Consider the following 22,159-nt stretch of genomic DNA (forward strand, 5'->3'; position numbering starts at 1 on the left):
TGTCCTCGTCCGTGCCCCGGCTGGTCATCGCCGCGCCCTCCTCGGGCAGCGGCAAGACCACCGTCGCCACCGGGCTGATGGCCGCGTTCGCCGCGCGGGGGCTCGCCGTGTCCCCGCACAAGGTCGGGCCGGACTACATCGACCCCGGGTACCACGCGCTCGCGACCGGGCGGGTGGGGCGGAACCTCGACGCGTACCTGTGCGGGCCGGAGCTGGTCGGTCCGCTGTTCGCGCATGGTGCGCGGGGCTGTGACCTGGCCGTCGTCGAGGGTGTGATGGGGCTGTACGACGGGGCCGCGGGGGAAGGGGAACTGGCGTCCACCGCGCATGTCGCGAAGCTGTTGCGGGCGCCGGTGGTGCTGGTCGTGGACGCGTCGTCGCAGTCGCGGTCGGTGGCGGCGCTGGTGCACGGGTTCGCGTCGTGGGATCCGGAGGTGCGGGTCGGGGGCGTGATCCTGAACAAGGTGGGGTCGGACCGGCACGAGGAGTTGCTGCGGGAGGCGCTGGAGGCCTCCGGGGTACCGGTGTTCGGGGTGCTGCGGCGGGTGGCCCAGGTGGATACGCCGTCGCGGCATCTGGGGCTGGTGCCGGTGGCGGAGCGGCGGGGGGAGGCGGTTGCCGCCGTGGCGGCGATGGCCGCGCAGGTCTCCGACGGGTGTGACCTGGAGGCGTTGCTGGGGTTGGCTCGGGGGGCCGGGGCGTTGCCGGGTGCGGCGTGGGATGCGGCTGAGGCCCTGGCTTCCTCGCCCCCGCCGCCCCTGCCCGTCCCATCACCAGGGGCTGCCGCCCCTTCGACCCCGCCTTCGGGGGCTGCCGCCCCCGGACCCCCGCTTCGGCCTGAACGGCCTCGTCCTCAAACGCCGGACGGGCTGGAGGGAGCGCGCGCCGGCCTTCGTCCTCAGGCATCGGACGGGCTGGAGGAGGTGCGCGCCGGCCTTCGTCATCAGGCATCGGACGGGCTGGAGGAGGTGCGCGCCGGCCTTCGTCATCGGGCATCGGCGAGGCCGGTTGTTGCGGTTGCCGGCGGGCCCGCTTTCAGCTTCTCCTACGCCGAGCACACCGAGTTGCTTGCCGCCGCCGGGGCCGAGGTCGTCGTGTTCGATCCGCTTCGGGACGAGGGGTTGCCCGACGGGACGTGCGGGTTGGTTGTCGGGGGCGGGTTCCCCGAGGTGTACGGCGGTGAGTTGGCGGCCAACGAGGCGCTCAGGAAGGACGTCGCCGCCCTCGCGGAGCGCGGCGCTCCGGTCGCCGCCGAGTGTGCCGGGCTGCTGTATCTGGGCCGGGAGCTGGACGGGCTGCCCATGTGCGGGGTGCTGGATGTGCAGGCGCGCATGTCGGAGCGGCTCACTCTCGGCTACCGGGATGCCGTCGCCGTGAGCGACAGTGTGCTGGCCGTCGCCGGTACGCGGATGCGGGGGCACGAGTTTCACCGGACGGTGGTGGAGCCGGGGGCGGGGGCGGCTCCCGCGTGGGGTGTGCGCACGCCCCGGCCGCGTGTCGAAGGTTTTGTACAGCGGGGTGTGCACGCCAGTTATCTGCACACGCACTGGGCGTCCGAGCCCGGTGTGGCCCGAAGGTTCGTGGAGAGGTGCCGGACGTCATGAGCAGCAGCAGGTTGGTCGGAGTCGGTGTCGGGCCCGGCGATCCCGAGCTGGTGACCGTCAAGGGGGTCAACGCCCTGCGCGCGGCCGCCGTCGTCGTGGTGCCGGTGATGGACACCGGCGAACGGGGGCGGGCCGAGGCCACCGTGCTGCACTACGTCGGCGGGGAGAAGGTCGTACGGGTCGTCTTCGCGCTGAACGAGCGCAGTGACCGGGGGCGGCGGGAGGCCGCCTGGGACGCGGCGGGGGCCAGGGTGGCCGAGTTGCTGCGCGGGCACGGGACGGTCGCCTTCGCCACCATCGGGGATCCGAATGTCTACTCGACGTTCACGTATCTCGCGCAGACGATCGCCGAGCTGGTGCCGGGCGTGGTCGTGGAGACCGTTCCCGGGATCACCGCCATGCAGGACCTCGCCGCCCGCACCGGGGCCGTGCTCACCGAGGGGACCGAGCCGCTGACGCTGGTGCCGGTGACGGCGGGGGCCGAGGTGCTCAAGGACGCGCTGGGCGGCCCGGGGACGGTCGTGGCGTACAAGTTCGGGCGGCAGGCCGGTGCGGTCGTGGCGGCGCTGCGGGAGACCGGGCGGCTGGAGGATGCCGTGTGGGGGTCGGCGCTGGGGCTGGCGGAGGAGTCGATCCGGCCCGCCGCCGAGTTGGACGGCTCCCCGCTGCCGTACCTCTCCACGCTCATCGCGCCCCCGCGCCGGGACGGTGGCAGAGGCGGGAAGCTGTGAGCGGTCGGGCGTCAGCTGGAAATGCCCACCACCAGCCAGATGAACGCCGCGCCCGCCACCGTGCACAGCAGCGTCGAGCGGGCCGGGTGCTCGTGGTGGGCCTCGGGGAGGATCTCGGCGGCGGCCAGGTAGAGCAGGACGCCGCCGAAGAGGCCGAGATAGCCGCCGAGCAGGGCCTCCGGGATGGTGACGAAGACCGTGGAGAGGGCGCCGAGTACCGGCGCGCAGGCGTCGGCGACCAGCATCGCCACCGCCCGGCGGCGCGCGTTGCCGTACAGGCTCGTGATCGTGAACGTGTTGAAGCCGTCCGCGAAGTCGTGGGCGATGACGGCGAGCGCGACCGCCGCGCCCATGCCGCCGCCCACCTGGAAGGCCGCGCCGATCGCCACGCCGTCCATCGCGCTGTGGCCGACCATCGCCCCGGCCGCCGTCAGGCCCACCTCGGGCGCCCGGTGACCGTGCTCGTCGCCGCCGTGGGCGGCCTGGCGGAGGGCCAGGGTGCGCTCCACCAGATGGGCCAGCAGGAATCCGGCCACGAACAGGAGCAGGGCGGCCGGTACGCCGAAGACCGCGCGGCCGGCCGCGCGCAGCGCCTCCGGCAGCAGGTCGAGGCCGACCACCCCGAGCATCAGACCGCCGGCCAGGCCCAGGACCAGGTGGCGACGGTCGGTCACGCGCTGTGCCGTCCAGCCGCCGGCCAGCGTCATCAGGAACGCGCCGAGCGCGACGAAGACCGCCATGTGCCCTTGCTATCCGATCGACCCGCCTCAGCGCACATCCAGCAGCACCCGTAACACCCTTTGTCCAGAGAGGACCGAATTTCCATGGCCGATGCCGCCGCCGCAGCAGGCGCTCCCGCCGGCAAGGTGACCTTCGTCGGTGCCGGCCCCGGCGCCGCCGATCTGCTGACGTTCCGGGCCGCGCGCGCGATCGCCGAGGCCGACGTCGTGATCTGGGCCGCGAGCCTGGTCCAGGCGGAGGTCCTCCAGCACGCGCGCGAGGACGCGGAGGTTCTTGATTCCGCGACGATGTCGCTGGAAGACGTGGTCGCCGTTTACGAGAGGGCTCATACCCACGGGCTGCGGGTCGCCCGGATCCACTCCGGGGATCCGGCGCTCTGGGGCGGTACGCAGGAGCAGGTGGACCGGTGTGCCGGGATCGGCATCGAGGTCGAGATCGTGCCCGGTGTCTCCTCCTTCTCGGCGGTGGCCGCGCTGGCCCAGCGTGAGCTGACCATTCCCGAGGTGGCGCAGTCCGTCGTGCTCACCCGGCTCGGCGGCGGCAAGACGCCGATGCCGCCCGGGGAGGAGGTGCGGGAGTTCGCCCGGCACGGGACCACCATGGCGATCTTCCTCTCCGCCGCGCGCAGCGGGCAGCTGGTGCGCGAGCTGCTGGAGGGCGGCTACCCGACCTCCACCCCGGTCGTCGTCGCCTATCAGGCGACCTGGCCGGAGGAGCTGGTCGTGAAGTGCACGATCGAGACGCTGGAGGAGACGGTCAAGGAGCACAAGCTCTGGAAGCACACCCTCTTCCTGGTCGGCCCGGCCCTGGACGCCCACGGCACCCGCTCGCATCTCTACCACCCCGGCCACTTCCACGGCTTCCGCAAGGCCGACCCTCAGGCCCGGCGGGCGCTGCGCGAGCGGGGGGCCAGTACATGATCACGGTGGTCGGTACGGGGACGGGAGCGTCCCCGGCTGCGGAGACGCTGGCCGGTGCCGAGCTGGTCGTGGGCGGTAGGCGGCACCTGGAGTCCGTACGGCTGCCGGAGGGGGCCGAGCGGATCGTCCTCGGGCCGCTGGCGCCCGCCCTCGACACCATCGAGGAGTACGTCGGCAAGGACCGGCCCGTGACCGTGCTGGCCTCGGGGGATCCCGGGTTCTTCGGGATCGTGCGGGTGCTGGCCGAACGGTTCGGGGCTCAGGCGCTGGACGTGCGCCCCGGTGTGTCCTCGGTGGCCGCCGCCTTCGCGCGGGTCGGGCTGCCCTGGGACGACGCGGTGGTGGTGAGCGCGCACGGGCGCGAGCTGCGGACGGCGGTGAACGTGTGCCGAGCGCATCCGAAGGTCGCGGTGCTGACGGGGCCGGGGGCGGGTCCGGCGGAGCTGGGGGCGGCGCTGCGGCACGCCTTCGGCACGCCGCAGACCACGTCCGCGCCCGCGGCCGGCGCGCGTGTCCTCGTCGTCGCCTCGGCGCTCGGCTCCGCGCGGGAGAACGTCGAGTGGGTCACGCCCGCCGAAGCCGCCGCCCGGGACTGGGGGGCGGACGTGAGCGTGGTGCTGTGCCTGGACGAGGCGCGGACGCTGAGTGCGGTACGGACGGTGGCGGGCGGCCGGGCGGAGCCCGCCGGGTGGGCCCTCGGTGAGGACGAGTTCGCGCACCGCGACTCCATGATCACCAAGTTCGAGGTACGGGCGCTGGCCCTGGCCCGGCTCGGACCCCGGCCGGGTGACCTGGTCTGGGACATCGGCGCGGGGTCGGGGTCGGTGGCCGTGGAGTGCGCACGCCTGGGCGCCGCCGCCGTCGCCGTGGAGAAGGCGGCGGACGGGGTCGAGCGGATCGCCGCCAACGCCCGGGCGCACGGGGTGTACGTGGATGTGGTGTGTGACATGGCACCGGACGCGTTGCCCGGACTCCCCGATCCCGACGCCGTGTTCATCGGCGGGGGCGGGGCCGAGCTCCCCGCCATCGTCACCGCCTGCGCGGCCCGCGCCCGGCGCACGGTGGTGGTCGCGATGGCCGCCCTGGACCGGGTGCCGGCGGCGCGTGCGGCGCTCACCGGTGCCGGGTTCTCCTGCGACGGGGTGCTGCTGCAGTCGTCGCGTCTTGCTCCGCTGCCGGGTGAGGTCACCCGACTGGCGGCGACCAATCCCGTGTTCCTGCTCTGGGGGACGCGAACCCCCTTGTCTGAAGAAGGAGTTGCTCAGTGATCGGCCTGATTTCCGCCACCGCGGCGGGGGCGGCGGCGCGCGACCGGCTGGCCGCGGCGTGGCCGGACCGCACGCGGGTGTACGACGGTCCCGTCAAGGACGCCGTACGGTCCGCGTTCGCGGAGTGCGAGCAGCTGGTGTGTTTCCTGGCCACGGGTGCGGTGGTGAGGCTGATCGCCCCGCTGCTGGGCGACAAGGCGACCGACCCGGGTGTGGTGTGCGTCGACGAGGGCGGGCGGTTCGCCGTGTCGCTGGTCGGCGGGCACGGCGGTGGCGCGAACGAACTCGCCGGGGAGGTGGGTGAGTTGCTGGCCGCGCAGCCGGTGGTGACCACCGCGACCGACTCGGTCGGGCTGCCCGGACTCGACACCCTCGGCTTCCCGGTCGAGGGCTCGGTGGCCACCGTGTCGCGGGCCCTGCTGGACGGCGAACCGGTGGCCCTGCGCGCCGAGTCGGCGTGGCCGCTGCCACCGCTGCCGCTGGCGCAGGAGGGCGCCCACGCCGTACGGCTGACCGACCGCGCGGTCGAAGCCGCCGAGAACGAGGTGCTGTTGCGGCCGCCGTCCCTGGTCGTCGGCGTCGGTGCCGCCAAGGGCGCCCCCGTCGACGAGGTGCTCGCGCTCATCGGCACGGCCCTGCGGGACGCGGGGCTGTCGCCGCGTAGCATCGCCGAACTCGCCACCGTCGACGCCAAGGCCGAGGAGCCCGGGATCGTCGAGGCGGCCGCACGGCTCGGGGTCCCGCTGGTGACGTACTCCGCCGGGAAGCTGGCCGGGGTCCAGGTCCCCAACCCCTCCAACGCTCCCCTCGCCGCCGTCGGCACCCCGTCCGTCGCCGAGGCCGCCGCGCTGGTGCGGGGCGGCGAACTCCTCGTGCCCAAGCGGAAGTCGGAGCGGGAGGACGGCCGGCCCGCCATGGCGACCTGTGCCGTCGTACGGCGTCCGGCGCGCGGGCGGCTCGCGGTCGTCGGGCTCGGCCCGGGCGCCCGGGACCTGCTCACCCCGCGTGCCAGGGCCGAACTCCGGCGCGCCTCCGTGCTCGTCGGCCTCGACCAGTACGTCGACCAGATCCGCGACCTGCTGCGGCCCGGCACCCGGATCCTGGAGTCGGGGCTCGGCGCCGAGGAGGAACGGGCGCGTACCGCGGTCGCCGAGGCGCGCGCCGGGCATGCGGTCGCGCTGATCGGCAGCGGGGACGCCGGCGTGTACGCGATGGCCTCCCCCGCGCTCGCCGAGGCCTCCGACGACATCGACGTGATCGGCGTGCCGGGGGTCACCGCGGCGCTCGCGGCCGGGGCGATCCTGGGCGCGCCGCTCGGCCACGACCATGTCTCGATCAGCCTGTCCGACCTGCACACGCCGTGGGAGGTCATCGAGCGCCGGGTGCGCGCGGCGGCCGAGGCCGACATCGTGGTGACGTTCTACAACCCGCGTTCCCGGGGCCGCGACTGGCAGCTGCCCAAGGCGCTCGCGATCCTCGCCGGGCACCGCGAGCCGACCACGCCCGTCGGTGTCGTACGCAACGCCTCGCGCCCCGACGAGTCGAGCCGGCTGACCACCCTGGGTGCGCTGGACCCGGCGTGGGTCGACATGATGACCGTCGTGACCGTGGGCAACACGGCGACCCGGAACATCGCCGGGCGCATGGTCACCCCGCGCGGCTACCGCTGGCAGGAGAGCGCTCAGGAGGAGGGCAAGTGAACCGGATCGTCCACCCCATCGAGCAGGAGTCCTTCCGGCGGCTGCGCGCCCGCCTGGACACCTCGCACTTCCCGCCGCTGACCCGGGCGGTGGTGGAGCGGGTCGTCCACTCCGCCGCCGACCTGGAGTACGCGGCCGACCTGGTGACCGACGAGGGCGACCTGGTGAAGGCGCATGCCGCGCTGCACGCCGGGGCGCCGGTCGTCGTGGACGTCGAGATGGTCGCCGCCGGGATCACCCGCCGGGAGACGGTGTGCCGGCTGCGGGACGCCGAGGCCGGGCCGGGCCTGACCCGTTCGGCACACGCGATCCGGCTGGCGTACGAGGAGGTCGGGCCCGGCGCCCTGTGGGTGATCGGCAACGCGCCGACCGCCCTGGAGGAGTTGCTGAGGCTGGACGCCTCCCCCGCGCTCGTCATCGGTCTGCCCGTCGGCTTCGTCGGCGCCGTCGAGTCCAAGGCCGCGTTGCGGGAGAGCGGACTGCCCGCCGTCAGCAACGTGTCCGAGAAGGGCGGCTCGGCGGTAGCCGCCGCCGCGCTCAACGCCCTGCTGTACCACCCCACTTCCGAGGAGACGCTGTGACCACCCCGCCCGCCCTGCTCATCGCCGGCCACGGCACCCGGGACGACGCCGGGGCCGAGGCGTTCCGCGACTTCGTACGGGAGCTGGGGCGCCGCCACCCCGAACTGCCCGTCGCGGGCGGCTTCATCGAGCTGTCCCCGCCGCCGCTCGGCGACGCCGTCGGCGAGCTGGTGGAGCAGGGCGTGCGGCGGTTCGCCGCGGTACCGCTGATGCTGGTCTCCGCCGGGCACGCCAAGGGCGACATCCCGGCCGCGCTGGCGCGGGAGAAGGAACGGCACCCGGGGATCTCGTACACCTACGGCCGCCCGCTCGGGCCTCACCCTTCCCTGCTGTCGGTCCTTGAGCGGCGTCTGGACGAGGCGCTGGGCGGTTCCTCGCGGGCCGCGCAGGACCGTGCGGACGTGACCGTGCTGCTGGTGGGCCGCGGTTCGACGGACCCCGACGCCAACGCCGAGGTGCACAAGGCGGCCCGGCTGCTCTGGGAGGGGCGCGGGTACGCCGGTGTGGAGACGGCGTTCGTGTCGCTGGCGGCGCCGGACGTGCCGAGCGGGCTCGACCGGTGTCTGAAACTGGGGGCGCGCCGGATCGTCGTCCTGCCGTACTTTCTCTTCACCGGGATCCTGCCGGACCGGGTGCGGCAGCAGACCGAGGGCTGGGCGGCCGCGCACCCGGAGGTCGAGGTGCGTTCGGCGGACGTCATCGGGCCCGAGCCGGAACTGCTCGACCTGGTGATGGAGCGGTACCGGGAGGCGGTCGAGGGTGATCTGCGGATGAACTGCGACTCGTGCGTGTACCGGATCGCGCTGCCCGGATTCGAGGACAAGGTCGGGCTGCCGCAGCAGCCGCACTTCCACCCGGACGACGACGGACACCACCACGGACACGGACACCACCACCATGGCGGGCACGCGCATGCGCACTGAGGACGGCTCCGGCGGCCCCGGAGGCGACAGAGACTCCGGAGGTTCCGGAGGCGGGCACGATCTGCGGCACCACGGCGACGCCGAGGTCCGGGACGGCGGTACGGAGCTCGTCGACCTCGCGGTCAACGTGCGCACCGGCACTCCCCCGGTCTGGCTGCGGGAGCGGATCGCCGAGTCCCTGGGCGGGCTCGCGGCCTACCCGGACGGACGGGCGGCACGGGCGGCGGTCGCGGCACGGCACGGGCTGCCGGTGGAGCGGGTGCTGCTGACGGCGGGCGCCGCGGAGGCGTTCGTGCTGCTGGCGCGGGCGCTGAAGGTGCGTCAACCGGTGGTGGTACACCCGCAGTTCACCGAGCCGGAGGCGGCGCTGCGGGACGCCGGGCACACCGTGGACCGGGTGCTGCTGCGGGAGGCGGACGGGTTCCGGCTGGATCCCGCGGCCGTCCCGGAGGACGCCGACCTGGTGGTGATCGGCAATCCGACCAACCCGACGTCGGTGCTGCATCCGGCCGAGGCGATCGCCCGGCTCGCCCGTCCTGGGCGGACGCTGGTGGTCGACGAGGCGTTCATGGACGCGGTGCCGGGCGAGCGGGAGGCGCTGGCCGGGCGGACCGACGTGCCGGGTCTGGTGGTGCTGCGCAGTCTCACGAAGACGTGGGGGCTGGCCGGGCTGCGGATCGGGTACGTGCTGGCGGCGCCGGAGATCATCGCCGAGTTGGAGCGGGCACAGCCGTTGTGGCCGGTGTCCACGCCGGCGCTGGCGGCGGCCGAGGCGTGTGTGGCGCCGCGCGCGCTGGCGGAGGCGGCCCATGCGGCGCACCGCGTCGCCGCCGACCGGGCCCATCTGGTGGCGGGGCTTGAGGAGTTCGCGCCGGAGGGGGTGCGGGTGGCGGGGCCCGCGGAGGGGCCGTTCGTGCTCGTCCGGATGGCGGAGGCGGCGGCCGTGCGCCGGCAACTGCGGGTGCTGGGGTACGCCGTGCGGCGGGGGGACACGTTTCCCGGCCTTGACGAGGAGTGGGTGCGGATCGCGGTGCGGGACCGGGTGACGGTGAACCGGTTCTTGCAGGCGCTTGATCAGGCGTTGATGTTGATACGGGTGTGAGGCGAGGGGGCCGGGGAACTGCGGGCCGTGGGCGAGTGGGTCTCGTCGTGGCTGGTCGCGCAGTTCCCCGCGCCCCTAAAGGGGCGCCTTCAGCGGGCGCTCTCAAGAACTCCTGCGACGAACCAGAAGAAACACTCCTCCCCCGGCGACCATGAGCGCGAGCGCACCACCCGCCACATACGGCGTCACCGAACTGCCGCCCGTCTCCGCCAGCTTCGTCTCCTTTGCCGGAGCTCCCTGCACCTTCACGTCGGACACCGGATCGGTCGGGTCGGACGGATCAGCCGGATCGGCCTGGGCGGCCGCGGGATCCGGCGGCGTCTCGCACGTTGCCTTCGCAAGGGTCAGGGTTCCTTCCACCTCGGCCACGTTGAGCTTCAGCGGGTTGACGGAGACCTTGAGTTCGAGGGCGCTTGCCGCCGCCGAGGTCGATGTCGTCTCGCGCTTGGACAGGTCGAGGCGGACCTCGCCGACGCCGGGGACCTTGACGTCGGTGGGGCCGCCCGCGCTCAGCGTCACGCGCTTGCCGAGCACGGTGACGGCGCCGAGCACGTTGGCGGAGGCCTCCGGCCGCCTGCCGGTCTCGCAGACGGCCTTGGACGTGACCGTGTCGAGTTCGACGAGGGACAGCAGGGGCAGGCCCGGCAGGTGCAGCCGGGCGTGGGCGAGGTGGACGGAGGCCTCGGCACGGCCGTCGGCGACCGTCGCCCTGGCCGCGGCGACGTCCGCGCCGAGGACGTGGAACGGCTTGCCGCCGTCCACTCCGTCGAGCGTGGCGGTCAGCGCGGTCCGGTCGGAACTCTGCGGTGCCCGGACCTCGTTCAGGGAGACCGCGAGCGGGACGTTCACGGTCTTGTCGAGGAGGGAGACGCGCAGGCCGGTGCGCAGGACGACGGCGCTCGCGCGACCGTGGTCGGTGGTCGCGTGTGCGGTGCCCGCGCCGGCCAGAGCCGCGGGACCTGCGGCCAGGGCCGCGGCCGTCGCGAAGGTCGCGAGACGGCGTGCGGGCATACGGAATGTGTCGCTGTTCAAGGTGGTGGGACCCCCAGAGGAAACTTGCTCGGGACCCGCCAAGAATTACGCACTGTGGGTGAACGGGCGGCAATCCTGCGTTACTTCACTCAATAGTGGACTTTCCACGCGCGTATTCGAATCGGCAGGCACAGGCGTTCCTTTACTCGACGACCTGCCCGTTCAGGACCACCCGGCGGGGGGACGCGAGGACGCGTACGTCGGCGCGCGGGTCGCTCTCGTACACCACGAGGTCCGCCGGTGCGCCCTCCTCCAGGCCGGGCCGGCCGAGCCAGGCGCGGGCCGCCCAGCTGGTCGCCGCGAGCGCGTCGAGGGGCGGGATCCCGACGGTGACCAGTTCGGCGACCTCGCCCGCGACCAGGCCGTGGGCGAGGGTGCCGCCGGCGTCGGTTCCGACGTAGACCGGGATACCGGCGTCGTAGGCGCTCCGGACGGTGTCGTAGCGGCGTTCGTGGAGCCGGCGCATATGGGCCGACCAGCACGGGAACTTGGTGTCGCCGCCCGCCGCGAGCTGCGGGAAGGTGGCGATGTTGACGAGGGTCGGGACGATCGCGACACCGCGGGAGGCGAAGAGGGGGATCAGGTCCTCCGTCAGTCCCGTCGCGTGCTCGATGCAGTCGATGCCGGCCTCGACCAGGTCCTGGAGCGAGCTCTCGGCGAAGCAGTGGGCGGTGACCCGGGCGCCGAGCCGGTGCGCCTCGGCGATCGCGGCCTCCACGGCGTCCCGCGGCCAGCTCGGCGCCAGGTCACCCAGATCACGGTCGATCCAGTCGCCGACCAGCTTGACCCAGCCGTCGCCGCGGCGGGCCTCCTGGGCGACGTATGCGACCAGGTCCGCCGGCTCGATCTCGTGGGCGAAGTTCCTTATGTAGCGGCGGGTGCGGGCGATGTGCCGGCCGGCCCGGATGATCTTCGGGAGGTCGTCGCGGTCGTCGACCCAGCGGGTGTCGGAGGGCGATCCGGCGTCCCGGATGAGGAGGGTGCCGGCCTCGCGGTCGGTGAGGGCCTGTTTCTCGGCGGTCGCCGCGTCGACCGGGCCGTGCGGGCCGAGGCCGACGTGGCAGTGGGCGTCGACGAGGCCGGGGAGGGCCCAGCCTTCGACGGTCCGGATGTCCTGGGTGCCGAAGGGGCGGTCGTAGGAGATGCGTCCGCCGAGGACCCAAAGCTCGTCGCGGACGTCGTCGGGGCCGACAAGGATCCGTCCCTTTACGTGCAGCACCGCTTGATCGCTCATGGGACGCACGATAGTTCGTCGGGTGCGGGTGCGTCGTGGCTGGTCGCGCCCGCGCGGCGGTAGCCGCATATCGAATGCAGCCCCGCGCCCCTTTGGGGCGCGTTCCCCACAGCGCGCTATGAAGCATCCTCTTCCACATCCGCCATCGCCGGATCCAGCAGCCGTGACAGGAAGTGGCGGGTCCGGTCATGCGTGGGGTTGCCGATGACCTGCTCCGGGGCGCCCTCCTCCACGATCACTCCGCCGTCCATGAAGACCACCCGGTCGGCGACCTCGCGGGCGAAGGTCATCTCATGGGTGACCACCATCATGGTCATGCCCTCCTGCGCCAGCATCCGCATCACCGCCAGGACGTCCCCGACCAGCTCCGGGTCGAGGGCCGACGTCGGCTCGTCGAAGAGCATCACCTCGGGGCCCATGGACAGCGCACGGGCGATCGCCACCCGCTGCTGCTGGCCGCCGGAGAGGGAGGCGGGGTAGGCGTCCGCCTTCTCCGACAGGCCCACGCGGGCGAGGTTCTCGGCGGCCACGCGCGCGGCCCGCGCCTTGTCCCGCCGGAGCACCCGGCGCTGCGGCAGCGTGAGGTTCTCGGTCACCGTCAGATGCGGGAACAGGTTGAACTGCTGGAAGACCATGCCGATACGGCGGCGCACGGCGTCGATGTCGACGTCCGGGTCCGTCAACTCGGTGCCGCCGACGAACACCTGGCCCTTGGTGGGTTCCTCAAGGAGGTTGACGCACCTCAGCAACGTCGACTTGCCGGAGCCGGACGGGCCGATGACGCAGACGACCTCGCCCTGGCCGATCTCCAGGTCGATGCCGCGCAGCACCTCGTTGTCGCCGAAGGACTTGTGCAGGCCCTTCACGTCGATCTCGGGTCGGCTCATCTGACGGCCTCCTGGGCCTTCGCCTCCATGCGGCGGACGACGAAGCCGAGCGGGATCGTGACCAGCAGGTAGCACAGGCCGGCGACGAGGATCGGCGTGGAGTTGGCGGTCGTACTGGCCAGGTCGCGGCCGTACTTGGACAGTTCGCGCTCCTCCAGGGTGACGCCGAGGAAGAGGACCAGGGAGGAGTCCTTGAAGAGCAGGACCAGTTCGTTGGTCAGCGGCGGGAGGATGATGCGGAACGCCTGGGGGATGACGATCGAGATCATCGCGCGCGCCGGGGAGAAGCCCAGGGAACGGGCCGCCTCCATCTGCCCCTTGGGGACCGCCTGGATGCCCGCGCGGATCGTCTCGGCCATGTAGGCGGCGGCGACCAGGCCGAGGGCCAGGGCCACCTTGCCGTAGGTGCCGCCGACGATCTCCGTGCCCGGGAAGGCGAGCGGGACGGCGACGCCGATGAAGATGAAGATCAGCAGGGCGGGCAGGCCGCGGAAGATCTCGATGTAGATGCCGGCCAGCCAGCGGTACGGCCCGACCGACGACAGCCGCATCAGTGCGATCACCATGCCGAGGGCCAGTCCGACGACGAAGCCGGACAGCGTGTAGAGCACGGTGTTCTTCAGCGCCAGCGTGATGACGTCCGGGAACATCTGCTGTGCGATGTCCCACTGGGCGAACTGGTTCTGGAGCCGTCCCCAGTCGGCGCCGGCCGCGAACGCGACCACGGCGGCGACGAAGACGACGTACTGCGCACCGCGCGACAGCCGGCGCTTCTGCCGCCGGGACAGGCCCTTCCTGCGTGGCTGGAGTCCGGTGTCCGTGCCTACGGTCATGAGGCGGCGGGGGACGCGGCCGAGGCGTCGTAGGGACCGATCCACTTCTCGTACAGCTCCTTGTACGTGCCGTCGGCCTTGGCGTCGGCGATCGCCTTGTTGACGGCGGCGAGGAGCTTGGTGTTGCCCTTCTTCACCGTGAAGCCGTACTGCTCACCGGTGTTGATGTTGCCGGCGACCTGGAAGGCGTTCGCGTTGGCCTTGTCCTTCAGCCAGCCCTGGACCACCGGGTAGTCGATGACCACGGCCTTGACCTGGCCGGTGCGCAGGCCGTTGAGGACGGCGTCGGAGGACTCGAAGGAGACCGGGTCGAAGCCCTGCTTCCTGACGTAGTCCTCGCCGGTGGTCTGCGCCTGGGCGCCCAGCTGCACCTTCTTGGCCTTGGCGTCGGCGAGCGAGGTGATGCCGCTGTTCTTGTCGACGAGGAGGGCCTGGGTGGCGTCGAAGTAGGGGTCGGAGAAGTCGACGTTCTTCTTGCGCTCGGCGGTGATGGTCATGCCGGCCGCGGCCAGGTCGCACTCGCCGGAGTTGAGGAAGGCGCCGGTCTTGAAGTTCTCGAACGGCGTGTCGAGGATCTGCTGCTTCACGCCGAGGTTCTTGGCGACCAGGTCGATCATCGAGACGTCGAAGCCCTGCACCTTGCCGTCGATCTCCGACTGGAACGGCGGGTACGGCAGGTGGGTGCAGGTGGTGAGCTGCCCGGCCTTGACGAGTACGACCCCGCCGGCGGCCGTTCTGGAGGCGCTGGAGCCGTTGCCGCTCGACGTGCAGCCGGCCACGAGGGCAAGCCCGGCCGCGGCGGTGACGGCGGCCAGGGCGCGAGCCCGGCGGCGCCCGAGGAGCGTGGTCACGAGACCTCCCGTGGGTCTGTGGAGGCTCCCCCGCGAAGCTGTGAGGGAGCTTTGGATTCCGATTCTGCGGGTTCCGATTATAAGGAGATGTTTGGGTTCCTCAAACCAAACCCATGGCGGTGGAGCCGTCCGGCCTAAGAAGTCGCCGGTCTCAGGCGTGGACGGGTGCCGGTTACGCTCGTCTTGATCCACCTGTCCGTGACTGAGGAGAGCACCGCCGTGACCCACCCCTTCCTCGACCTGCCCCCGCTGACCGCCGCCCGTTTCGCCGCGATCGAGGACCGGGTGGCCCGCCTGCTGGACACCCGGCAGGACGTCGTGATCACGCAGGGCGAGGCGCTGCTGCCACTGGAGGGCGCGATCAGGGCGGCGGCCGGGCCCGGCACCACCGCGCTGAACGTGATCACCGGCCCGTACGGGCAGACGTTCGGGAACTGGCTGCGGGACTGCGGCGCGACGGTGGTCGACCTCGCGGTGCCGTTCCACACGGCGGTGACGGCCGGGCAGATCCGGGAGGCGTTCGCCGCCCACCCGGAGATCGACTTCGTGTCCCTCGTGCACGCGGAGGCGGCGACCGGCAACACCAATCCGGTCGCGGAGATCGGCGAGGCGGTACGGGCCCACGGCGCCCTCTTCTACCTGGACGCGGTCGCCTCGGTCGGGGCCGAGCCGGTGCTGCCGGACGCCTGGGGCGTGGACCTGTGCGTGATCGGGGCCCAGAAGGCCATGGGCGGTCCTGCCGGGGTCTCGGCGGTGTCGGTGAGCGAGCGGGCATGGGCCCGGATGGCGGCGAACCCGCAGGCTCCGCGCCGCTCGTACCTCTCCCTGCTGGACTGGAAGGAGCGCTGGGTCGACGGCGGCCGCAAGGTGCTGCTGCACGCTCCGGCACAGCTGGAGATGCTGGCGCTTGAGGCGTGCCTGGAGCGGATCGAGGCGGACGGCCTGGACACCGTGATGGCCCGGCACCGCACGGCCGCGCTGGCCACCCGGGCGGGCGCGGCAGCCCTGGGCGGCGGCCTGGAGCCGTACGTGTACGCGGAGTCCGACGCGGCACCGGTGGCCACGACGCTGCGGGTGCCGTCGGGCGTGGTGGCGTCGGAACTGGCCGCCGAGGCCCTGGCGGGCGACGGCACCCTGCCGCTGGCCGCGGGCGGGGGCGCGCTGGCCAAGGAGATGATCCGGGTCAACCACTACGGGGTGGACGCGACGGCCGAGGCCGTCCGGTCGAGCCTGGCGGCGCTCGGCGCGGGACTGGCGCGGCGGGGGCTGACGGTGGACCCGGAGGGGGCCCGGCAGGCGGTGGAGTCCGCCTGGCGGTAGACGGTCCGGCCGGCGGGCGCCGACGGAAGCGTATCGGCGGCGTTACCGGCATCCGAATTCCAAGTAATTTCGAATTCCCTTTCCCGCGATGGCTTACCCGAGTTCTTCTGCCCGCTTTTTGCGATGCTAAACCGGGGGAATTTCATCCGGATTTCAACCCTGTGACGCACCCCACATAACCGGGCCATTTGCCCGCTTTGTAGCGGGTCATATCGGTACATACAGGCACGGCAGGTCGGGCCATCGACTCCACCTGCCGTGCATTTTTGTATTTGCCTCGCTAAATTCAATCCGCATGACTGCCCCACAAGCAGACCTGATCGTCGACCGCCCGCTGGTGACCGACGGCGCCGCTCTCTGGCGTATGGCCAAGGATTCCGGAAGCCTCGATCTGAACTCCTCCTACAGCTATCTGCTGTGGTGCCGGGACTTCGCCGGCACCTCGGCGGTGGCGCGCGGCGCGGACGGCGAGCCCGTCGGGTTCGTGACCGGATACACCCGGCCGGACCGGCCGGACACGCTGCTCGTCTGGCAGGTGGCCGTGGACGCCGCGCAGCGCGGGCGCGGCATCGCGGCCCGGCTGCTGGACGGGCTCACGGCACAGGTGGCCGCCGACCGGCCGCTCACCGCCGTCGAGACCACCATCACGCCCGGCAACACCGCCTCCGAGCGCCTGTTCACCTCGTACGCCGCCCGGCACGGCGCCACCGTCGAGCGCTCGGTGCTGTTCGAGGCCGGTGAGTTCCCCGACGGTCCGCACGACCCCGAAGTCCTCTACCGCATCGGCCCCTTGACCCCCACATCGCACTGAGGAGCCCCCGTGACCATCACCCAGCCCGACCTCAGCGTCTTCGAGACCCTGGAGTCCGAGGTCCGCAGCTACTGCCGCGGCTGGCCGACCGTGTTCGACCGGGCCCGGGGCAGCCGCATGCACGACGAGGACGGCCACGAGTACCTCGACTTCTTCGCCGGCGCCGGATCACTCAACTACGGCCACAACAACCCCGTGCTGAAACGGGCGTTGCTGGACTACCTGGAACGGGACGGGGTCACCCACGGCCTCGACATGTCGACGGTGGCCAAGCGGTCGTTCCTGCAGACCTTCCAGGACCTGGTGCTGCGGCCGCGCGAGCTGCCGTACAAGGTCATGTTCCCGGGGCCGACGGGGACGAACGCCGTCGAGTCGGCGCTCAAGCTCGCCCGGAAGGTGAAGGGGCGCGAGGCGATCGTGTCGTTCACCAACGCCTTCCACGGGATGTCCCTCGGGTCGCTGGCCGTCACCGGCAACGCCTTCAAACGGGCCGGGGCCGGGATCCCGCTGGTGCACGGGACGCCCATGCCGTTCGACAACTACTTCGACGGGACCGTGCCGGACTTCCTGTGGTTCGAGCGGCTGTTGGAGGACCAGGGGTCCGGGCTCAACAAGCCGGCCGCGGTGATCGTGGAGACCGTGCAGGGCGAGGGCGGCATCAACGTCGCCCGGCCCGAATGGCTGCGCGCCCTCAAGGCGCTCTGCGAGCGGCAGGACATGCTGCTGATCGTCGACGACATCCAGATGGGCTGCGGGCGGACCGGTGCCTTCTTCTCCTTCGAGGAGGCGGGGATCGTCCCCGACATCGTCACCGTCTCGAAGTCCATCAGCGGCTACGGACTGCCCATGTCCCTGTGCCTGTTCCGGCCCGAGCTGGACGTGTGGGAGCCGGGCGAGCACAACGGCACCTTCCGCGGCAACAACCCCGCCTTCGTCACCGCGACCGCCGCCCTGGAGACCTACTGGGCCGACGGCCCGGCGATGGAGAAGCAGACCCGGGCCAAGGGCGAACAGGTCGAACAGGGGCTCATCGCGATCGTCGAGGAGAACCTCGCCGACGTGAAGGAGTACCGGGGGCGGGGCCTGGTGTGGGGCCTGGAGTTCCACGAGAAGGAGCGGGCCGGGCGGATCGCCGCCCGCGCCTTCGAACTCGGGCTGCTCATCGAGACGTCGGGGCCGGAGAGCGAGGTCGTCAAACTGCTGCCCGCCCTGACCGTCACCCCGGACGAGCTGGACGAGGGACTGAGCATCCTCGCCCGGGCCGTCCGCGAAACCGCCTGACCGGATCCGTAACAAGCCGGATCGGAACAAGCCGGATCGAACCAAGGAGGCTGTACACCACCGTGATCGTCCGTTCGTTCAAGGAGATCGAAGGCACCGACCGCCATGTGAGGTCCGCGTCCGGGACCTGGGAGAGCAAACGCATCGTCCTCGCGAAGGAACGGGTCGGCTTCTCGCTGCACGAGACCGTCCTGTACGCGGGCACGGAGACGTCGATGTGGTACGCCAACCACATCGAGGCCGTCGTCTGCGTCGAGGGCGAGGCCGAGCTGACCGACCACGAGACCGGGACGTCGTACCGGATCACGCCCGGGACCATGTACCTCCTCGACGGGCACGAACGTCACACGCTGCGCGTCAAGGAGGACTTCCGCTGCGTCTGCGTGTTCAACCCGCCGGTCACCGGCCGGGAGGACCACGACGAGAACGGCGTCTATCCCCTGCTGACGGAGGAGGGCTGACCATGACCACGATCACCGACCTGTACCCGAGCCGCGGCCCCGCCGAGGTCGCCGTCCCCCGCAGGGACCCGGTCGTCTGGTCGGCGCCCGGCGCGCCCGGCCCGATCGCCGCGGACCGGCTGGAGGCGTTCGAGCGCGACGGCTTCCTGGCCATCGACCAACTCATCGGTGACGACGAAGTCGCGCTCTGTCAGCGCGAGTTGGAGCGACTGCTCGCCGACCCGGCGGTCCGGGCCGACGAACGCGCCATCGTGGAGCCGAAGTCCGAGGAGATCCGGTCCGTCTTCGAAGTGCACCGGATCAGCGAGGTGTTCGCGAACCTGGTGCGCGACGAGCGGGTGGTCGGCCGGGCCCGGCAGATCCTCGGCTCGGACGTGTACGTCCACCAGTCCCGGATCAACGTCAAGCCCGGGTTCGGGGCCGGCGGCTTCTACTGGCACTCGGACTTCGAGACCTGGCACGCCGAGGACGGCCTGCCGAACATGCGCGCGGTGTCCGTCTCGATCGCCCTGACCGAGAACCACGACACCAACGGCGGTCTGATGATCATGCCGGGCTCGCACCGGACGTTCCTGGGCTGCGCGGGCGCCACGCCCGAGGACAACTACAAGAAGTCGCTGCAGATGCAGGACGCGGGCACACCGTCGGACGAGGCGCTCACCGCCATGGCGGGCGAGTACGGCATCAAACTGTTCACCGGCAGGGCCGGTTCGGCGACCTGGTTCGACTGCAACTGCATGCACGGCAGCAGCGAGAACATCACACCGTTCCCGCGCAGCAACGTCTTCATCGTGTTCAACAGCGTGGAGAACACGGCGGTGGAGCCGTTCGCCGCGCCGGTGCGCCGGCCGGAGTTCATCGGGGCACGGGACTTCACGCCCGTGCGGTGAGACCGCACCCGGCCTGACCAGGCAGGAAAGAGCTGCCCCGAGAAGCAGCCGGATCCGCCTCCCTCGGAAGGGCGGCCCGTCCGGCTGCTCACGGCTGTCCCCCGGCCGCGGCTACGAGCAGGAGATGACGGAACTACTGTGGGGGCGCCCTGCCGGAGCCGCCGGATGTCGCCCCGGCCACATCCCGGGGCTCGGGATCAGTAGCCGACGGTGAAGCGCTCGCCGATGTGCTGAGGTCGTTCGATCTCATCGAGCAGGGCGACCGCGTAGTCCTCGGCGGAGATGCGGCTGCTGCCGTCCTGGGCGACGATCAGATCGTCCGTGGCGGTGCGGTAGGCGCCGGTACGCTCGCCCGGCTCGATCGTCGCGGCAGGGCTGAGGCTGGTCCACTTCACGTCCCTGACGGTGCGGCAGAAGTCCAGGGCGTCCCCGTGGGCGTGCATGATCTGGAGCAGCGGCTCCGGCAGGCCCTCGGCGTCCCAGACCTGCTTGCCGTCCGGCGTGTACAGGGAACCCGCGCCGCCGACCAGGACGAGCCGGGGTTCGTCGCCCCCCAGTGTGCGGATGCCGGCGACCAGGGCCTCGGCACTGGGCCTGATCGTGGCGATGTGGCCCGGCCCGTCGCCTCCGCCGACCGCACTGATGACGACGTCATGCCCCTTGGCCGCCCCGGCGACGGCTGCAGGGTCCAGGACGTCACCGGTGACCACGGTCAAGTTGGCGTTGTCCCGGGCGAGCTTCGCCGGGTCGCGTACGACCGCTGTGACCATGTGGCCGCGACGGAGCGCCTCGTCCAGAACGCGGGATCCGATGGTGCCGGTGGCGCCGAACAGGATGATCTTGGACATGCCAGTCTCCAGTTCCCGTTGATCGTCTCAGGGTCCGCAGATTAGTGAGACCTCCCGTGGCGGACATGAGGCATCGGGCCGCTCCAGGTGAACATGACCCGTTCAGGCGATACCGTCAGAGCGCAGGACCACCCCGGGGCGCCCCCGGCTCCGGCAACCGCCTCGAAGCCGTGCTCGCCGTGTGCTTCTTCGGGATCACCGGAGTGCGCGCCGTCTGCGTAGTGCACGACGGTCTCTGGCAGTCGGCGGGCCTGGCCTCCCTCCCCCGGGGACCCCTGTGCGGCCCCGTAAGACCGATCAGGGGCGTGTCCGCGCACCTCAGGCGGCCGCTTTGACGCCGCGGCACGGGTACGGCGGGCCGAGTTCGTCAGGGCGCGGGACTGCACGCCCGTCCGCCGTGGCGGCCCCCGGGCCGTGTCACAGTGCCGGGTAGTCCGTGTATCCCTCGGCCCCGCCGCCGTAGAACGTCGCCGGGTTCGCGGTGTTGAACGGGCCGCCGGCCCTGAGCCGGGCCGGGAGGTCCGGGTTGGCGAGGAAGAGCTGTCCGTAGGAGACGAGGTCGGCCGTGCCGTCCTCGACGAGGGCGAGGGCCGCCGGGCCGGTGGGGCCCTCGGTCGCCGGGTTGAGGACGAACACCCCGCTGAACCGCTTGCGCAGCGCGGTGGTCAGCTCCCGGGTGCCCGGTACCTCCATCACGTGCAGATACGCCAGGCCCAGCGGCTCCACCGCGTCGACCAGCGCCGTGTACGCCGGCTCCGGCTCGGGCTCGTCGATGTCGTTGAACGGGTTGCCCGGGGACAGCCGCAGGGCGGTGCGCTCGGCGCCGACGGCCTCCGCCACCGCCTTGACGGCCGCCACCGCGAACCGGATGCGGGCGGCCGGGGAGCCGCCCCACTCGTCGGTGCGCCGGTTGCTGCCCGGGGCCAGGAACTGGTGGATCAGGTAACCGTTGGCGCCGTGCAGTTCGACGCCGTCGAAACCGGCCGCCACGGCGGCCCGGGCGGCGGCCGCGTACTCGGCGACGGTGGCGTGGACCTCGCCGTCGGTCAGCGCGCGCGGCTCGACGAAGTCCTTCGGGCCCTCGTGGGTGTACACCTGGCCGCGGGCGGTGACCGCGGAGGGCGCGACGTTGACCAGCCCGTCCGGCAGCAGGTCGGGGTGGCCGATCCGGCCCGTGTGCATGAGCTGGGCGAAGATCAGGCCGCCGGCGGCGTGCACGGCGTCGGTGACGGTGCGCCAGGCGGCGATCTGCTCGGCGGTGTGCAGGCCGGGGGTGTCCGGGTAGCCCTGGCCGACCGCCGAGGGCTGGATGCCCTCGGTCACGATCAGGCCCGCGGAGGCGCGCTGGGTGTAGTACTCCGCCATGAGCGCGGTGGGCAGACCGCCCTGTGCGGCACGGCTGCGCGTCATCGGAGCCATCGCGATGCGGTTGGCCAGGCGGTGCCCGGGAAGGTCGATCGGTTCGAAGGCAGTGGTCACGGCGTCTCCAGGGATACTTTTATTGGTCGGCCACGTAAAACGGCGCCGCCTACTCTACCCCAGTCATTGGCCGACCAATTAAATCCCTCCGAGCGGGTCTGAGTAGGCTTCGAGGACGGTTACCCGGAAGTCGGAGAGGTGCGGGAGCGACGATGGACGCCACCAAGGAACCGGCGGCGCACGCGGCCGGATGCGGCTGTGTGCTGCCCGCGGCCGCCCAGGGCGGTCCGGTCAGCCACGCGCTGAGCCGGGTGGCGCGGCTGCACCGCACCGCCGCCGCCGGGCTGCTGCGCGGGCTCGGCCTCTATCCGGGCCAGGAGCTGGTGATGATGCACCTGTGGGAGAGCGGCCCGGCCCGGCAGGCGGACCTGATAAAGATGCTCGGCCTGGACCCCTCCACGGTGACCAAGATGCTCCAGCGGCTGGAGCAGGCCGGCCAGGTGCGGCGGCTGCCGGACCCCGCGGACCGGCGCGCGGTACTGGTGGAGGCCACCGAGTCCGGGGCCCGGCTGCTGACCGAGGTGGAGCGGGTGTGGACCGCGCTGGAGGAGGAGAGCCTCGCCGGTCTGGACCCGGCCGAGCGCGAGCAGCTGCTCACCCTGCTCGGCCGGGTCGAGGCCAACCTGTGGACCCGCAACGCGGCACGGACCTGACGTCCGGGG

21 protein-coding genes and 1 pseudogene are annotated in these 22,159 nt (G+C 72.2%); 14 read left to right on the forward strand and 8 right to left on the reverse strand.

Annotated elements, in window-relative coordinates; genetic code table 11:
- Positions 1 to 2: 2 nt before the first annotated feature.
- Positions 3 to 1,604, forward strand: a pseudogene (locus SSP29_RS13300) (cobyrinic acid a,c-diamide synthase CobB); the annotation flags it as partial.
- The gene (cobI, locus tag SSP29_RS13305) at positions 1,589 to 2,335 is read left to right on the forward strand and encodes a precorrin-2 C(20)-methyltransferase (RefSeq protein WP_089100828.1); all 747 of its coding nucleotides are present in this window, start codon (positions 1,589 to 1,591) and stop codon (positions 2,333 to 2,335) included. The pseudogene SSP29_RS13300 and the gene cobI, both read left to right, overlap by 16 nt.
- An 11-nt stretch (positions 2,336 to 2,346) precedes the next feature.
- Here cobI and SSP29_RS13310 read toward each other — a convergent pair whose 3' ends face one another.
- Complete coding sequence (locus tag SSP29_RS13310) at positions 2,347 to 3,075, reverse strand: ZIP family metal transporter (protein WP_089100829.1); 729 nt, start codon at positions 3,073 to 3,075, stop codon at positions 2,347 to 2,349.
- 84 nt (positions 3,076 to 3,159) lie between these two features.
- Here SSP29_RS13310 and cobM point away from each other — a divergent pair, with 84 nt between their 5' ends.
- Genes cobM through cobC form a run of 6 tightly spaced genes read left to right on the forward strand, consistent with a single transcriptional unit; the run spans position 3,160 to position 9,570 of the window.
- Complete coding sequence (gene cobM, locus SSP29_RS13315) at positions 3,160 to 3,996, forward strand: precorrin-4 C(11)-methyltransferase (RefSeq protein ID WP_089100830.1); 837 nt, start codon at positions 3,160 to 3,162, stop codon at positions 3,994 to 3,996.
- Positions 3,993 to 5,264 carry a precorrin-6y C5,15-methyltransferase (decarboxylating) subunit CbiE gene (gene cbiE, locus SSP29_RS13320; protein WP_089100831.1) on the forward strand — a complete coding sequence of 424 codons (1,272 nt, stop codon included), beginning with the start codon at positions 3,993 to 3,995 and terminating at the stop codon, positions 5,262 to 5,264. The genes cobM and cbiE overlap by 4 nt, the downstream gene beginning before the upstream one ends.
- The gene (gene cobJ / locus SSP29_RS13325; RefSeq protein WP_089100832.1) at positions 5,261 to 6,964 is read left to right on the forward strand and encodes a precorrin-3B C(17)-methyltransferase; all 1,704 of its coding nucleotides are present in this window, start codon (positions 5,261 to 5,263) and stop codon (positions 6,962 to 6,964) included. The genes cbiE and cobJ overlap by 4 nt, the downstream gene beginning before the upstream one ends.
- Entirely contained in the window at positions 6,961 to 7,545 is a 585-nt protein-coding gene (locus tag SSP29_RS13330; protein ID WP_089100833.1) for a precorrin-8X methylmutase, read from the forward strand. Before cobJ ends, SSP29_RS13330 begins: the two co-directional genes overlap by 4 nt.
- Positions 7,542 to 8,468 (forward strand): sirohydrochlorin chelatase, encoded by a 927-nt coding sequence (locus tag SSP29_RS13335; RefSeq protein ID WP_089100834.1) that lies wholly within the window; start codon positions 7,542 to 7,544, stop codon positions 8,466 to 8,468. The genes SSP29_RS13330 and SSP29_RS13335 overlap by 4 nt, the downstream gene beginning before the upstream one ends.
- Positions 8,458 to 9,570: an Rv2231c family histidinol phosphate aminotransferase CobC gene (gene cobC / locus SSP29_RS13340; RefSeq protein ID WP_089101591.1), complete on the forward strand. Its 1,113-nt coding sequence runs from the start codon at positions 8,458 to 8,460 to the stop codon at positions 9,568 to 9,570. Before SSP29_RS13335 ends, cobC begins: the two co-directional genes overlap by 11 nt.
- Positions 9,571 to 9,672: 102 nt before the next feature.
- Here cobC and SSP29_RS13345 read toward each other — a convergent pair whose 3' ends face one another.
- The 5 genes from SSP29_RS13345 to SSP29_RS55560 form a co-directional block, all read right to left on the reverse strand.
- A complete protein-coding gene (locus SSP29_RS13345) occupies positions 9,673 to 10,602 on the reverse strand; it encodes an SCO1860 family LAETG-anchored protein (protein WP_089100835.1) in 930 nt (309 codons plus the stop codon).
- A gap of 142 nt (positions 10,603 to 10,744) precedes the next feature.
- Positions 10,745 to 11,836, reverse strand: coding sequence for an amidohydrolase family protein (locus SSP29_RS13350; protein WP_089100836.1), 1,092 nt, complete (start codon positions 11,834 to 11,836; stop codon positions 10,745 to 10,747).
- 116 nt (positions 11,837 to 11,952) lie between these two features.
- The gene (locus SSP29_RS13355) at positions 11,953 to 12,723 is read right to left on the reverse strand and encodes an amino acid ABC transporter ATP-binding protein (protein ID WP_089100837.1); all 771 of its coding nucleotides are present in this window, start codon (positions 12,721 to 12,723) and stop codon (positions 11,953 to 11,955) included.
- Entirely contained in the window at positions 12,720 to 13,556 is an 837-nt protein-coding gene (locus tag SSP29_RS13360) for an amino acid ABC transporter permease (RefSeq protein WP_089101592.1), read from the reverse strand. Before SSP29_RS13360 ends, SSP29_RS13355 begins: the two co-directional genes overlap by 4 nt.
- On the reverse strand, positions 13,553 to 14,407 hold the full coding sequence (locus SSP29_RS55560; RefSeq protein WP_089100838.1) for a transporter substrate-binding domain-containing protein: 855 nt from the start codon (positions 14,405 to 14,407) through the stop codon (positions 13,553 to 13,555). The genes SSP29_RS13360 and SSP29_RS55560 overlap by 4 nt, the downstream gene beginning before the upstream one ends.
- Before the next feature lie 219 nt (positions 14,408 to 14,626).
- On the opposite strand from SSP29_RS55560, the gene SSP29_RS13370 reads away from it, so the two are divergent.
- The 5 genes from SSP29_RS13370 (at position 14,627) to thpD (ending at position 19,170) form a co-directional block, all read left to right on the forward strand.
- Positions 14,627 to 15,727: a pyridoxal-phosphate-dependent aminotransferase family protein gene (locus SSP29_RS13370; protein WP_089101593.1), complete on the forward strand. Its 1,101-nt coding sequence runs from the start codon at positions 14,627 to 14,629 to the stop codon at positions 15,725 to 15,727.
- 295 nt (positions 15,728 to 16,022) lie between these two features.
- A complete protein-coding gene (ectA, locus tag SSP29_RS13375; RefSeq protein WP_089100839.1) occupies positions 16,023 to 16,538 on the forward strand; it encodes a diaminobutyrate acetyltransferase in 516 nt (171 codons plus the stop codon).
- A gap of 9 nt (positions 16,539 to 16,547) precedes the next feature.
- On the forward strand, positions 16,548 to 17,819 hold the full coding sequence (gene ectB / locus SSP29_RS13380) for a diaminobutyrate--2-oxoglutarate transaminase (protein WP_089100840.1): 1,272 nt from the start codon (positions 16,548 to 16,550) through the stop codon (positions 17,817 to 17,819).
- Positions 17,820 to 17,881: 62 nt separating this feature from the next.
- Positions 17,882 to 18,280: an ectoine synthase gene (locus tag SSP29_RS55565; protein ID WP_089100841.1), complete on the forward strand. Its 399-nt coding sequence runs from the start codon at positions 17,882 to 17,884 to the stop codon at positions 18,278 to 18,280.
- 2 nt (positions 18,281 to 18,282) lie between these two features.
- Positions 18,283 to 19,170 (forward strand): ectoine hydroxylase, encoded by an 888-nt coding sequence (gene thpD, locus SSP29_RS13390; protein ID WP_089100842.1) that lies wholly within the window; start codon positions 18,283 to 18,285, stop codon positions 19,168 to 19,170.
- Between the two features lie 197 nt (positions 19,171 to 19,367).
- Here thpD and SSP29_RS13395 read toward each other — a convergent pair whose 3' ends face one another.
- The gene (locus SSP29_RS13395) at positions 19,368 to 20,018 is read right to left on the reverse strand and encodes an NAD(P)-dependent oxidoreductase (protein WP_089100843.1); all 651 of its coding nucleotides are present in this window, start codon (positions 20,016 to 20,018) and stop codon (positions 19,368 to 19,370) included.
- Positions 20,019 to 20,435: 417 nt separating this feature from the next.
- Entirely contained in the window at positions 20,436 to 21,497 is a 1,062-nt protein-coding gene (locus SSP29_RS13400) for an alkene reductase (RefSeq protein WP_089100844.1), read from the reverse strand.
- A 152-nt stretch (positions 21,498 to 21,649) separates the two neighbouring features.
- On the opposite strand from SSP29_RS13400, the gene SSP29_RS13405 reads away from it, so the two are divergent.
- Positions 21,650 to 22,150, forward strand: a complete 501-nt coding sequence (locus SSP29_RS13405; protein ID WP_089100845.1) for a MarR family winged helix-turn-helix transcriptional regulator — start codon at positions 21,650 to 21,652, stop codon at positions 22,148 to 22,150.
- Positions 22,151 to 22,159: the final 9 nt, after the last annotated feature.

Origin of the sequence: Streptomyces hyaluromycini (assembly GCF_002217755.1) — a bacterium.
Lineage (GTDB): Bacteria > Actinomycetota > Actinomycetes > Streptomycetales > Streptomycetaceae > Streptomyces > Streptomyces hyaluromycini.